Source organism: Pseudomonas syringae pv. tomato str. DC3000 (assembly GCF_000007805.1).
Taxonomy (GTDB): domain Bacteria; phylum Pseudomonadota; class Gammaproteobacteria; order Pseudomonadales; family Pseudomonadaceae; genus Aquipseudomonas; species Aquipseudomonas avellanae.
In genome coordinates this window covers 4,024,643-4,037,356 of the sequence record NC_004578.1, presented here as the reverse complement: position 1 = coordinate 4,037,356, position 12,714 = coordinate 4,024,643, and the positions used below count along the sequence as shown (strand labels likewise).

Genomic DNA, 12,714 nt, shown 5'->3' with positions numbered 1-12,714 from the left:
AAAAAGGCATTGCGCCACACCGGGTGATATCGCGCATCATAGGCGTACTCAGCCCGAGAGAGACTTTTCATGTCTGTTACTTCATCTGTCCTGCGACTGTCGCGCCTGAGCGTGTCGTTATCACTTTTGGGCATGCTGTCGTCTGCACTGTTTGCCGGCGCGGCATTCGCCAGCGACGAGACGCAACTGATCGAATCCCTCAACGCCTACCGTGGCCAGGCGCAGCGCTGTGGCGAGCAGGTGTCCATGGAACTGCCGCCGCTGAGCACCGACCCGCGTCTGGTGCTGCCCGCCAGTGGCAACCTGAACCTGCAACAGTCGCTGACCCGCGCGTCTTATCCGATGGTCACCGTGCAGGCGATCAGTCTGTCCGGACCGCGAGATGCGGCGTCGGCGTTGAAGGCGGTGCAGGAGAGTTTCTGCCGCGTGGTGCTGGACCCGCAGTTCGTCGATATCGGGGTCAGCCGGGACGGGCGCGACTGGCGCATCGTGCTGGCGCGCTCGCTGGTGGCATCACGTCTGGGTGACTGGCAAGCAGAAGGTCAGAAAATTCTGGAGATGATCAACACCGCCCGTACCCAGGCGCGTCAGTGCGGTTCGCAATCCTTCGCGGCCACTACACCGTTGAGCTGGAATCAGGTATTGGGGACGGCCGCACAAGGACACTCGCAGGCAATGGCCAATCAGAACTTCTTTGACCACAAGGGGCGCGACGGCCGCACGCCGGGTGACAGGGCCGAGCTTGCCGGCTATCTGGGCCAGCAGATCGGTGAGAATATTGCCGCAGGCCAGGACACTGCCCGCAAGGTGGTGGACGGCTGGCTGGTCAGCCCGGGCCACTGCGCAAACCTGATGACCCCCGGTTTTCGCGAGCTGGGAGCCGCCTACGCGATGGACCCCAAAAGTGACGCGGGGATTTACTGGACAGCCATGTTCGGCACGCAGCAATAGCGCAGCATGGCCGAACGCAGCGACTTTTTGTGTGACGTTTAGAAGCGAAACGCCTGGCGGCCGATCAACAACCACTGGCCCTTTTGCTTTTGCCAGATCTGGAAATTCTCGATTTCGGTCGGCACCACCTTGCCGCTGTTGACTGCCTCTGCGGAAAAGTGATTGCGCACCAGCGCGACGTCGCCTGACAGGGTGATTTTCTGGTTGAGCATCTGCAGGGTGTTGAAGGCGCTCTTACCGGTTTCGAGGTCGGCAATAAACGCTTTCTTGTCTTGAATCGTGCCGCTGGAATGCCCGTAGGTGAGGTTCTCGGCAGTCAGCGCGTTGAGTTGTGCAATGTCCTTGTGCAGCATGGCTTGTGTCAACTGCTCTACAGCTTTGGTAACGTCGGCTTCGTCGGTCGTTGCCGCTGCGACGTAGCCGGAGAACAGGCACAGAAAGCCCATAAGCAGTGTCAGCTTTTTCATCTTCATCCCTTTTCTTGTCATTATCGAATGTGGCGGAACCTGTACAGCTGAATAATTCATCTGTCGTCGTACAACTTAGATCAGGCTGGGGCATTCGACAAGGGGGATATGCCGGGAAGCGCGCTTCCCGGCAATAAACGCTTAAACGCGGAACTGCTTGGTGAGGCGGTTCAGGCCAGCGGCCAGCGTCGACAACTCGGCGGTGGCGATGGCGGTCTGGTTCGAACCCTCGGACGTCTGACTGGACAGGTCACGGATGCTGACCAGGCTTCTGTCCACCTCACGCGCCACCTGAGCCTGTTCTTCAGCGGCGGTGGCGATCATCAGGTTGCGCTCGTTGATCTGACTGATGGATTCAGTGATTTCGAGCAGTGCCTTGCCTGCGCCGTTGGCCATTTCCAGCGTCTTGTACGCCTGCACGCTGGTCTGCTCCATCGCGGTGACAGCGTTGCCGGTGCCGGTCTGAATCGAACCGACCATCTGTTCGATTTCACGGGTCGATTGCTGCGTACGGTGCGCCAGTGCACGAACTTCGTCGGCGACCACCGCAAAACCGCGTCCGGCTTCGCCAGCGCGGGCTGCTTCAATGGCGGCGTTGAGTGCCAGCAGGTTGGTTTGCTCGGCGATGGCGCGGATCACATCCAGTACCTTGCTGATGTCCGTTGCCATGACCGCCAGACCTTGTACCTCGGTGGACGTGAGCTGCACTTTGGACACCATCAGGTTGATGGCCGTGACCGTTTCATCGACCTGTGCGCGCCCGGCCATGGCCGCTGTGCTCGATTGCGATGTCACTTCGGAGGCCGATGCGGCGTTGCTGGCCACTTCCTCGACCGCAGCGCTCATCTGATTGACAGCGGTAGCGGCCATCTCGATTTCGTTGCTCTGGCGCTGAATGGTCCGCGAAGCATCTTCAGTCACCGCATGCATTTCTTCCGACGTTGCGGCCAGTTGAGTGGAGGAATCACCAATCAGCGTCAGCGCGCCACGCAGATTGGTTTGCATGGCGGCGAGGGCGGCAATCAGCCTGGCCGCTTCATCGCTGCCGCTGTGTGGAATGTCTTTGCTCAGATCATTGGCGGCGATGCGTTGCGCGATGTTCAGCGACTCATTGATCGGGCCGGTCAGGCTGCGGGTATACAGCCAGGCGAGCAACAACGTAGCGATTACGCCGACAGCGATAAAAATACCCACCATCCACAGGGTTTGCTGGTAGGCGTCGTCGGCCTGATTTCCCGCTCTTTCTGCTTTGCCATCATTGATGCCGATGAGTTTCTTGAGCGTGTTTTCAACCTGGTCCGCCGCGTTTTTCATCTCGCCATTGGAGATGGTGACTGCCTCCTCGAAATTTCCTGCGGCAACGGAAGCCAAGTAATGATTCTGGGCAGTCTGATAATCGCTGATGGCTTTGTTGAGCTCGTCGAATGCCTGACGCCCTTGAGGGGTCACGATCAACTTGCCGAGTGCATCCGAAAAGCCTGCAATCAGCGCGCGAGACTGCTGAATGTCGCTGAGTGCTTTGGTCTTGCGATCCTGCGGCTCAAGCGGGTTGCGCAAGCGGGCGTTGTTGCCCCTGATGCCGACAAATTCCCGGTCCAGAGAACCCAGCAGCTTCACGCTGGGCAGAACGTTTTCTTCAATGAATTTTTCTGCGGTGTTGAGAAGTGCTGCCTGACGCAGAGCCAATACACCCAATGCAACGATCATCAGACAGAAAATACCGAAACATAAAGCCGAACGCGGGGCGAGGTTGAGTTTTCTTAAAATCATTGTAATTTCTCCGATGGATGCAAGAAGCTATCGCCTTCCCCCGGACTTTCTTGACAAGCTGCCTGACTGAAAAAATCAGGCTTTACACACAAGTTGTAAGTAAACGTAACTGGATGCTGGCAACGGTAAGCTTTGAGACTGTCAACGTGAGACGCTGTTGATTGCTCGCGGCGCGTCGGATCAGCGTTTTTCCATCCCCAGCATGAACGTATCGACGGCTCTTTCGACCATGGCGCTGATCTGCTCGACACTCAGTCGTGCGGGTGTCTGCTGGTAAAGACGAATGTCGGTTTCTGCAGTCAGCAACGAGGTAAGTTGCAGCGCGGCTATATGTGGGTCGGTCTCGCGCAACTGGCCGCGCTGCATGGCTGCCGTCATCAATGCGGTCACCGTCTGCAGGCATTCCCGAGGGCCGGAATCATAGAACATCATGCCGATGGCGGAGTGCCCGGATTCAGCGACCACCATGCGGTAGACGGCCAGCGCATTGTCATCATTGATGAGCACCATCAGCATTCGCTCGCCGAAACGAGTGAACAGCGTTCTCAACTCTGCGTTTGTATCCGCGCCGTTGTAGGTCGTCAGCTCCGAAACCGCGTCGGCCAGATGGGCCGTTGCGAGCCTGTTGACCACGGCGATGAACAGCTCTTCCTTGGAGGGGAAATAGCTGTAGATCGTTGCCTTGGAGCCACCCATCCGTTTGGTGACTTCGTTCATGGACGCGCGTTCGTAGCCCATTTCGAGGAAAACGCTCGCTGCCGCATCAATGATGGCTTCGCGACGAGCTTCAGTACGGACCTTCATTTATATCCTCAATCCCTTAGTGAACCGGGTAGTGCAGTATGAGCAAAAAATCTCTAGACTGGAACTGAACCGTTCGGTACGATTTCAGCCGGCTTCGTGGAGCTTACTTGAAAAGCAGTTCCAGATAAATGCCGACGAATGGATGCTGTGTTCAACTCTGCAAAATCGATGAGCTGCCTCCCGGCATCCATTGCCTAAAATGTATCCGACGATGGAGTGAACAGGTCTATGAACATCATTGATTTCAATAAGCCCGTCAAACGCTCTTTTCGCGGAAATACGGCACCGGCACCTCCGCTCGAGAAAGTGCTGACCGTCATTCTGAAAACCGATGTGCCTGTCCTCATGGGCATATGCAGCGACGGGCTGCGCAGTAACAGCGCTATTCTGGGCGGTGAATTCCAGGCGGAGTATTTCAGCGGTTCGGTGCTTTCCGGTGGTGGCAATGTGCTTGTCGAGTTGTCGTCAGAGCTTGCCTTTCTGGAAACCCGCTTCACCCTGATCACTCAACTGGGTGAACTGATCAACGTCGAATGTAAAGGCGTTCTGCTCATGGATGAAGAGGGTCAGCAGGAACTGCAGAGCGGCGTGTGGCCCATCAGCGAAGGCCACTACCAGTGTACGTGCACGCCACGTTTCCAGGTTTCGCTTGGCCCTAACGACTGGCTGGAGAAAAGCGCCTTCATTGGCAAGATCGACTACATTCAGCGCAACGAAACGTTGATCAGTTTTTACCGGATGAAGCTCTGATTCAATGGGTTGAGTGTTCACGGTTCAAGCGGAGCAAGCCGTGGGGCTTGCTCCATTGCTACGATCAAGAGCCTTGCGGTTCAGAACGTGGCGACTTAAAACGTGACGCTGGCGCTCAAGCGTGCGGTGCGCGGCTCGCCCACGTTGACCTGCAACTGGCTACCGGTGCTTGACGGGTAGTACTGCTTGTCAAACAGGTTGTCCACGTTCAATTGCAGGCGGGTTTTATACCCGGCCATCGGCACGTCCCAGCGCAAAAACGCATCGGCTACGGTGTAGCTGCTCATATAGAAGGTGTTGGCATCGTCGCCAGCGCGCTCGCCAACGTAACGCGCGCCACCACCGGCATGCCATTCGCCCAGGTCCGAAGGAATCTGCAGGTGGTGGGTGAGGTACAGGCTGGCGGTATGTTTCGGCGCCTGACTCAAACGATTGCCCTTGTTGCTTGGGTCATCGAGCACTTCGGTGTGGGTGTAGGCGTAAGTGCCGATCATATCCCAACGCTCGGCGATGCGCCCGGTCACGTCCAGCTCTACGCCTTGCGAGCCCACCTTGCCCGCCGCTTCGCTGACGCCGGTAACGCCGGTCGGGGTAACGACGTTTTTCTTCTCGATATCGAACACTGCAAGGTTGAAGTTGAGTTCCGGCGCAAGTGCGTATTTGGCGCCAACTTCATAGCTGCGACCTTCTTCCGGGTCGAAGGTCGTGCCATCGTCGTTCACGTCATCATTGGGTACGAACGAACGGCTGTAGTTGCCGTACAGCGACAGGTCTTCATTGACCTTGAACACCAGGCCGGCCATCGGCAGGAACACATCGTCGTTTTTGTCCAGGTTAGTGACGCGGCTGGCACCAAGGCCTTGTTTGATGTACTGGTCATAGTGCTGATAACGGCCGCCAAGCACCAGAATCCAGCGATCGTTAAGGTGCCAGTTGTCCTTGAGGTACAGCGAAGACGAAGTCAGCTGATTGCTCAGGTTGCTGTTCGCCGCGCTGACGACACTGGGCTCGGCCAGGCTGCCATAAGCCGGCGAGAAGATATTGAAGCCGTTTTGAGCCGTGTTGCGGTAAGTCTTGCCGCGATACTTGTCGGAGTCTTCCTGCTCGGCGCCGATCAGCAGATCGTGCTGCTGGCCGAGAATGTCCTGCTTGCCGATGAAGTCCCAGCTGGCGTAACGGGTTTCGTAATCGTAGTGGCCGCCGTTGGCCTGACGACGCAACACGCCGCTGCTCGACAGAGTGCTGGGCTGGGCTATCGAGAGGCTGTAGCGGTCATTGTTCCAGCCATAGGTCAGGCGGGTTTTCCAGTCGTCGCTGAGCTGATACTCGAAACGTGCGGTTGCGGTTTCGCTGATGCCGACCGTGTTTGACCACTTCTCGTCGAGACGCTTGTCATAGCTGATGTCTGCCGGGTGGCCGCCGGTGAAAACAGTGCCGCGGTCGAACGGGCTGATGTAATCGTTGTATTCGTAGGCCAGGGTCAGGCTGGCGCGCTCACCGGTCCAGGACAGCGATGGCGCGATCAGCGTGTGCTGGTCAACGCCGTAGTTACGCCAGTAGTCCTCGCTCTGACGTTCAGCCACCAGCCGGTAGGCCAGCCCGGAATCGCCCAGCGGGCCGGTGGTGTCGACGCTGAAGCTGCCGCCACCTTCACTGTACGCAGAACCGCTCAGAGTGGTGCTTTGCACGTACTGTGGCTGTTTGCTGATCACGTTGATCACGCCGCCCGGTTCCATCGCCCCGTACAGCAGCGATGCAGGGCCTTTGAGCACCTCGACACGCTCGGTGGTCGCGCCGAAATTCTTCGACACCACCGAACGTACGCCATCGCGCAGGATCGAGCCGTCATCGTTGGTGCCGAAACCGCGCTTGATCACCGAGTCCTTGGTGTTGCCCAAGGTATTACCCTGACTGACGCCGCTGACAAATTTCATGGCGTCGTCCAGCGAGCGCACGTTGTAATCGGCGATCGTCTGTGGCGTGACGACGTTGACCGATTGTGCCTCTTCCTTGATAGGCACATCGCTCTTGCTCGCGGTGCTGGTGCTTTTGGCGTTGTAGCCTTCCGAGGCTTCGGAGGCCGCGGCGGAAACCTGCGTGGCAGGCAGCGTGGCGGTTTCTGCTGCATGCACTGGACCGCTGGAGAACATTGCCAGAGACAGCGCAGACAACAGAAAAGGGCCGGGACGGCGAGGGCGTTGGGAGGAGATGCTCAAGGGAGATGCTCTGTCATGACGTTAATAGCAATAATTTTAATTTGATAGTGATTCTCATGTAAATGAGTGAATGACTGATGCGCGTTTGTATCAGTCTTGAAACAGTGCTCTTTGCAGTATCAGGCCAGGTCACAAGGGAGCGTTAAGTTGGCGTCGATCCGCTTGCCCATGCTGATGACAGGCTCCGACGTATACCCAAGTGTTTGATAAAAGGCTTGCACGCTTTCATTGAAGGTATGGATCTGCAGATTGATCTTTACGCAGCCCAGATGAGCAAGTGCCTGTTCGGCGTGTTTCACCAGCGCGCTGCCCAGGCCCTTGCCGCGCTGTTGCGGATCGACCGCAACCGAATACAGCCAGCCGCGGTGCCCGTCATAACCGGCAAGAATGGTTCCGACTATACGGTCGGCACGGTCGTCGTCAGTGGCAGTGGCGACGAAAAACAACCGGTCCTCGACAGCCAGTTTCTTGTCGATCGACAGGTCCGGGCGGTTATGCGGTGTGGTGTCATTGAAGACGGTCTTCCAGAGCTGGATGACCGCGAGGCGGTGATGAGAGTCCGAGTACTCGACAATGGCATTCATTGCGCTGTCCTTGAGTGAGGTACAGCGAGATTACTGTCTGGTGTCTGGCGCTGTCTAACCGGCGTCTTTTTGCCCCTTGTTCTGCCTGTTGGCCTGAGAGGGCGTTGCGGGCGTATCGAGCAGTGAGCGGATCGCCCGGCTGTAGGTGGGCTGGCCGATCTGCATGCTGTTGTTGTGCGTGCCGCCGGGCACCAGTATCAGTTTCTTTGGCTCTTTCGCGGCGGCAAACAGTTGCTCGCTGAAGCGGGCGGGCACATAACGGTCTTCGGTGCCGTGGACGATCAGCACGGGCATGTGAATGTCGGCGATCTTGTCCAGCGAGTCGAACTTCTGTGACAGCAGCCAGCGCACCGGCAGCGACGTGTTGGCGAGGGCGGTGGCGACGTCGGCCAGATTGGTGAAGGTGGACTCTATGATCAGCCCGCGCGCTTGCACCGGGGCATTGTCCTTTTCGGCGTCATGGCCCAGTTCTGCGGCCAGGTCCACGGCGACCGCGCCGCCCAGCGAGTGCCCGTAGATCAGCCTGCGTTGCGGGTCAGGTTGCAATTGTTTCAAGCGTTGCCAGGCGATGCGTGCGTCTTCATACACGGATTTCTCCGACGGCAACTGGCCCATGCTCTGCCCGAAGCCGCGGTAATCGATGGCCAGTATCGAGTAGCCCTGCGCCTTGAGTTGCTGGATACGAAACAACTGGCCGGTCAGGTTCCATCTTGAACCGTGCAGGTACAGGATGGCCGGAGCATTCTTGTCGGGTGCAGCCCACCACCACGCATGAATATTCTGGGAAGTACCAAAGGCGGGCGTACGCAGCTCTATTTCCTGAACATCGGCGGGCAGCCCGCGGTACCAGCTTGCTGTGCCAGGCTCGATGCGAAACACCAGCTCGCGTTCCTTGTGTTCGAGAACGGCGCAGCCCACCGGCAGGCCGAGGATAATGGCTGCCATCAACACCCATCTAATCGGGCGTGCCTTGAAGCGGGCCAGCAGTGAAATCGCCATGAGGTGCGGGTCTCAGTCAACAAAGTGAAATAAATGCAGGTTTTGCACCAGTCTTGCAAGACGAGACGCCAAACATCGGTTACAGGATATTGCTTGCTTGGGCAATGAAGACGGCGACAGCTTGGGTCAGAGCGCGGTGCTGACGCAAACCCCTATGCTTCAATACCTTGCGCCACAGCCCACGAAGGCAGCGTCAACAAACGTCACTGGTTAGCACGATTGGTTATTGAGGTAGCCCTGGCCCATAGCTGCGGATTATGCTGTGTCTGCGCGGGCGCTGTGTTTTTGTCACCTGCCGCCGCCTGAATCGACACTCTGCTTACCGAATCGATCGCGCTTTGTTCAATTTCTTCAAGAGGTTACCGCCAATGTTCCACCACCGTCCCCTGGAAGAAAAAGATGTCCCTGTCATCTGCGAACTGCCGCAGAATGCCGACGAACTGTTTTACATGTTCCCCAGAGCAAACTGGCCGCTGACACCCCCGCAGCTCGCGGACGCGCTGGAGACCCGTCAGGACTCGACGGTCATCGAGATGGACGGTGAGGTCGTTGGCTTCGCCAACTTCTCGCAATGCCACTTTCGCGGCCGCTGCTCGCTGGGCAACGTCATTATCGCGCCCAAGGCCCGCTCCAAAGGGGTAGGCCGTTACATGATCACCCGCATGATGGAGATCGCCTTCGACAAGCACGAAGCCACCGAGCTCATCGCTTCCTGTTACAACCACAACGTGCCGGGGCTGCTGTTTTACCCGCGCATGGGCTTTCGCCCTTACTCGATCGAAGAAAAGCGCGACAAGCAGGGCGCTCGGGTTGCATTGATTCATTTGCGTCTGTCTGGCGAGCAAGCCTGAGGCTTTTCATAAAGGGCGTACGGCCGTTGCCTGTATCGGCCGTGCGTCCCTCTTCTCCGAACTACCCGCGTAACCCCTGACCGTTCGTCAGTTTATATACGGCGCAGGCCATCCATTCCTTGAAGTGCTGATTCGCCTCCTGTGCCCATTTATTGGAAAACAGTAGGGTGAATCGTTTTTGCTGTGTGTTTTTTAATAGCAGGACGGTTTAAACGTTCTGTGCATATTCAGTTATGAAAGTTGCTGGCGATGTGCTCAAGGGTGTATAACTGCGTTAAGCATCAAGTGAGTGGCGACAGATAATTGGCGGGCCGGCGCGGGCCGTTTTTAAACGTTGATCAACAATAAAAATTATCGGAACTCTGTCACTGTCGGGACATGCTTACACCCATAAGGAGATAAAGAGATGATCGCGAGTGGATTGTCTGAGTTAGAACTCAGAAGTATTGTCGAGCGTGCGTTCCTGCCGTCGCGTTGTACCTGCACGATTGCCAACCAAGAGATGACCGTGCAGATAAACGACCTGACGTCTGGGCGCATTCTTCACGAAACGGGTATCTCGTTACGCCGGATCAATACCAGCCGTGACATATCCGATCTGGTAGCCAGGCTGCGTCACGGGTTGTCCACTGCCAAAGTGTCTCACGCGCATTACAACGCTGCCTGACGCTGTTGCACCCGCTGATGCCCTTGGCATCGGTCTGTAGGCCTCGGTCATCGCTGATCGGGGCTTTGTCATTTTTGCAGATCCGCTTTTGTCAGGCTTGCCATCTGATTCTGCCTCATCCCTGATCCAGATCCTCCAGAATTACCCCGGCAAGGCTATTTCGCTGCTCGCCAACTTCACGGCGCTGGAAAACAGTGAGTTATTCGTCGGGTGATTGAAAAATAGTTAGAACGCATAACGCTTTTTAACGTCGCCGGACCTGAGCAAAATCAGGGTGTGAAAAACACAACACCATTCAAATCATCGGGTTGTCGTTGGAAACTGAACGGTCTTTACGCATCGCAGCCGGTTTGACACTGCGGGGTTTGTTTGCAAATATTCAACTCGAGTGCCGTGCCTCGTAACGCATTGTCACTCTTTCACGGTTGATTATTTTTCAGGTCGACCAACGTTCTGCAAAAAAAGGGCGGTAGCATGGGTTGTTTATTTTTGCTGCGGTCCATAAGTGCAGTTCCCTGTTTGCAGTTGCTGCCGGGGTTACTGTAACTACTTGTGACAATACGTCGTTGTTATGTGACATCTCATCACTTCGGTGGCTGACCACTCATCGTGTTCACCCTGCCTTTTCTCACCCTGAATCACTTCACTCTGAATCACTTCACTCTGAATCGTGCATGGACGCTGGTTCGCCTTACTCGCCAGGTATTCGATCATCCAGAACTTCTGGAATGCACCAACGTTAAATGACGATGGAGCACCATCATGTTTGAAACACGTATGGAAACGACCTGCGGGTGCATCGTAGGGGGCGCCGGGCTTGCCGGTATGGGCTTTCTGTTCAATGCCCTGAAAAGCGGTGCGTTGGCCGACCTTGCTGAAAAAGGGCTGATTGTCATTGATGCGAGTGATCAACCGGGCACGGGCATGCTGGGGCATTACCGGATCACCGCTAACTCGGTAGGTGACGTCTTTATCGACTGCCTGCGCGACCCGGCACTGCGTGATGTGTTTCGGCCGCTGGAATCTTCGGCAGCTTACTGGCGTATCAAGGCGCAAGCGCAAAGTGCGCCGCAGCTGTCCGATGTGGGGCTGCTAATGGCCGAGGCCTCAAGGCTGGTGCTGAGCCACATCGTGCGTCTTTACGGCGTTACGGTCTGGGCAGGTACAACCATTACCGAAGTCGTCATTGAAGACGACAGCTTTCGCTTGCAGATTGAAAGCCCGGACGGGACCAGACGTGTCCGCTGCAAGGCGCTGGTACTCAATCTGGGTGGACGTCAGGACCCACAGCAACTGATCACCAGCCTTGCCCGGCAGGACCTGATGCTATCCGGTACGACGACTATTCAAAGCGCCGACAGGCTGCTGCGCATGAATGCGGTGCAATTGCGCGAAGTGTTTGACTCTGTACTTGCCAGCAACAGACGCATCACGTTGGTGGGCGGCTCGCACAGTGCTTTTTCGATGCTGGAAAACCTGGCGGATGCCCTCGAGTTCGCCGGTTTGCAGGAGCTGACACTGGTCCATCGCAGCCGCATCAGGCTGTTTTATGAAAACGTCCAACAGGCGCACGCAGCCGGTTATCAGGTCGACTCGCTGCAGGACGTGTGTCCGATATCCGGGCGGGTCAATCGTTCTGGCGGCTTGCGTTACCGGGCGCTGGACATCGGGCGCGAGGCGGCGCTCACTGGCCGGGTTGGCAAGACCGGCGTGCGGGTAAAAATGTTTCAGACGCTGAATGGGCCCATCGGTGATCACGAGCAAGCCAGGCTCGCGCTGGCCGACTCGGGCGTGGTCGTACAGTGCTCTGGCTATCAGGCGGTGTTGCCGACGCTGCGCGATGCCGATGGCAGTCTGGTCAGTCTGCGTGAAAGCAAGGGGGGGCTGGATTCCGACGCATCTGGCTGCCCGCTGGACCAGCATGGGCGCAGGCTGAACGGGCTGTATCTCTTTGGTCTGGGGGCCGGGCTTGGCGTTGACCCACAGTTGGGGAGTGAGCCGGCCTTCGATGGGCGAATCTACGGTGTCTGGCAATTTCATCATGATGCCAGCCGAGCGGTGCTTGAGGCGGTCATCAACAGGCTCGCGCACAAGGCCTCAGTCACCGAAGCATTGTGTGCGGATGTATTCGCTCCGCAGGCGCTTCGTTTGCAGGCCGGCTAGACGGTGTGTTGCGGGGAAGAAAAACGATGGGCCATAAAAAACGGCGTCCCAGGGACGCCGTATGGCCGCTCTGCCCATGCCGGGCAGTTCAGCATTGAATAAGGGGGGTTGCAGGAATTATTGTGGGTCCTGGTTTGGAGCCAGTTCCGCCTGGATACGTTTGTAGATTTCTTCACGATGCACTGAAACATTTTTGGGTGCATTGATGCCCAGGCGGACCTGAAGCCCTTGAACGCCAAGAATCGTGACGGTGATCTCGTCACCGATGTTTATGCTTTCGCCTACTTTGCGAGTGAGTATCAACATAATCTTTTCCTTGATGGCCTCTTGAAAACGCCTCTCTCAAGAGGCTGGCGTTTGCCTTTGCGTGGTGATTGTTGCCGAGTGCATCCAAATGCATCCGTCTTATGACGTCACACTGGTGAATTTAATTCCCTCGGTTCATTTTCTTGTCATCGAGATTTGCATCCCCGATACGACGAGTGCGCCAAT

General features: G+C 56.8%; 12 protein-coding genes. 5 read left to right on the top strand and 7 right to left on the bottom strand.

The genetic code is table 11. The annotated features are described in order from the left end of the window. Positions 1-69: 69 nt before the first annotated feature. Entirely contained in the window at positions 70-951 is an 882-nt protein-coding gene (locus tag PSPTO_RS18485) for a CAP domain-containing protein (protein ID WP_010206379.1), read from the top strand. 38 nt (positions 952-989) lie between these two features. Here the strand turns inward: PSPTO_RS18485 and PSPTO_RS18480 are convergent, their stop codons facing one another. From PSPTO_RS18480 to tvrR, 3 genes are all read right to left on the bottom strand, one after another. Continuing rightward, a complete protein-coding gene (locus PSPTO_RS18480) occupies positions 990-1,418 on the bottom strand; it encodes a nuclear transport factor 2 family protein (RefSeq protein WP_032622221.1) in 429 nt (142 codons plus the stop codon). 141 nt (positions 1,419-1,559) lie between these two features. Then, positions 1,560-3,188, bottom strand: a complete 1,629-nt coding sequence (locus tag PSPTO_RS18475) for a methyl-accepting chemotaxis protein (RefSeq protein ID WP_011104615.1) — start codon at positions 3,186-3,188, stop codon at positions 1,560-1,562. A gap of 180 nt (positions 3,189-3,368) precedes the next feature. Further along, a complete protein-coding gene (gene tvrR, locus PSPTO_RS18470; RefSeq protein ID WP_005765176.1) occupies positions 3,369-3,992 on the bottom strand; it encodes a TetR/AcrR family transcriptional regulator TvrR in 624 nt (207 codons plus the stop codon). Positions 3,993-4,220: 228 nt separating this feature from the next. On the opposite strand from tvrR, the gene PSPTO_RS18465 reads away from it, so the two are divergent. Next, positions 4,221-4,742: a DUF3237 domain-containing protein gene (locus PSPTO_RS18465; RefSeq protein ID WP_005765174.1), complete on the top strand. Its 522-nt coding sequence runs from the start codon at positions 4,221-4,223 to the stop codon at positions 4,740-4,742. A gap of 95 nt (positions 4,743-4,837) precedes the next feature. On the opposite strand, the gene PSPTO_RS18460 is transcribed toward PSPTO_RS18465, so the two are convergent. From PSPTO_RS18460 to PSPTO_RS18450, 3 genes are all read right to left on the bottom strand, one after another. Beyond that, positions 4,838-6,958, bottom strand: a complete 2,121-nt coding sequence (locus tag PSPTO_RS18460; protein ID WP_005765172.1) for a TonB-dependent siderophore receptor — start codon at positions 6,956-6,958, stop codon at positions 4,838-4,840. Between the two features lie 119 nt (positions 6,959-7,077). Continuing rightward, positions 7,078-7,542, bottom strand: coding sequence for a GNAT family acetyltransferase (locus PSPTO_RS18455; RefSeq protein WP_005765169.1), 465 nt, complete (start codon positions 7,540-7,542; stop codon positions 7,078-7,080). A 54-nt stretch (positions 7,543-7,596) separates the two neighbouring features. After that, on the bottom strand, positions 7,597-8,541 hold the full coding sequence (locus PSPTO_RS18450) for an alpha/beta hydrolase (RefSeq protein ID WP_005765167.1): 945 nt from the start codon (positions 8,539-8,541) through the stop codon (positions 7,597-7,599). A 368-nt stretch (positions 8,542-8,909) separates the two neighbouring features. Here PSPTO_RS18450 and PSPTO_RS18445 point away from each other — a divergent pair, with 368 nt between their 5' ends. The 3 genes from PSPTO_RS18445 (at position 8,910) to PSPTO_RS18435 (ending at position 12,222) form a co-directional block, all read left to right on the top strand. Next, positions 8,910-9,392 (top strand): GNAT family N-acetyltransferase, encoded by a 483-nt coding sequence (locus PSPTO_RS18445; RefSeq protein WP_005765165.1) that lies wholly within the window; start codon positions 8,910-8,912, stop codon positions 9,390-9,392. A gap of 406 nt (positions 9,393-9,798) precedes the next feature. Next, positions 9,799-10,059 carry a DUF1652 domain-containing protein gene (locus tag PSPTO_RS18440; RefSeq protein ID WP_005765163.1) on the top strand — a complete coding sequence of 87 codons (261 nt, stop codon included), beginning with the start codon at positions 9,799-9,801 and terminating at the stop codon, positions 10,057-10,059. A 762-nt stretch (positions 10,060-10,821) separates the two neighbouring features. Beyond that, positions 10,822-12,222 (top strand): hypothetical protein, encoded by a 1,401-nt coding sequence (locus tag PSPTO_RS18435; RefSeq protein ID WP_011104612.1) that lies wholly within the window; start codon positions 10,822-10,824, stop codon positions 12,220-12,222. A 117-nt stretch (positions 12,223-12,339) separates the two neighbouring features. Here the strand turns inward: PSPTO_RS18435 and csrA are convergent, their stop codons facing one another. Further along, entirely contained in the window at positions 12,340-12,528 is a 189-nt protein-coding gene (gene csrA / locus PSPTO_RS18430; protein WP_002554157.1) for a carbon storage regulator CsrA, read from the bottom strand. Positions 12,529-12,714 lie beyond the last annotated feature (186 nt).

Excerpts from the sequence above, each read along its gene's own strand:
- PSPTO_RS18485 (WP_010206379.1), top strand. The coding sequence starts at position 70 with ATGTCTGTTACTTCATCTGTCCTGCGACTGTCGCGCCTGAGCGTGTCG.
- PSPTO_RS18480 (WP_032622221.1), bottom strand. The coding sequence starts at position 1,418 with ATGAAAAAGCTGACACTGCTTATGGGCTTTCTGTGCCTGTTCTCCGGC.
- PSPTO_RS18475 (WP_011104615.1), bottom strand. The coding sequence starts at position 3,188 with ATGATTTTAAGAAAACTCAACCTCGCCCCGCGTTCGGCTTTATGTTTC.
- tvrR (WP_005765176.1), bottom strand. The coding sequence starts at position 3,992 with ATGAAGGTCCGTACTGAAGCTCGTCGCGAAGCCATCATTGATGCGGCA.
- PSPTO_RS18465 (WP_005765174.1), top strand. The coding sequence starts at position 4,221 with ATGAACATCATTGATTTCAATAAGCCCGTCAAACGCTCTTTTCGCGGA.
- PSPTO_RS18455 (WP_005765169.1), bottom strand. The coding sequence starts at position 7,542 with ATGAATGCCATTGTCGAGTACTCGGACTCTCATCACCGCCTCGCGGTC.
- PSPTO_RS18450 (WP_005765167.1), bottom strand. The coding sequence starts at position 8,541 with ATGGCGATTTCACTGCTGGCCCGCTTCAAGGCACGCCCGATTAGATGG.
- PSPTO_RS18445 (WP_005765165.1), top strand. The coding sequence starts at position 8,910 with ATGTTCCACCACCGTCCCCTGGAAGAAAAAGATGTCCCTGTCATCTGC.
- PSPTO_RS18440 (WP_005765163.1), top strand. The coding sequence starts at position 9,799 with ATGATCGCGAGTGGATTGTCTGAGTTAGAACTCAGAAGTATTGTCGAG.
- PSPTO_RS18435 (WP_011104612.1), top strand. The coding sequence starts at position 10,822 with ATGTTTGAAACACGTATGGAAACGACCTGCGGGTGCATCGTAGGGGGC.
- csrA (WP_002554157.1), bottom strand. The coding sequence starts at position 12,528 with ATGTTGATACTCACTCGCAAAGTAGGCGAAAGCATAAACATCGGTGAC.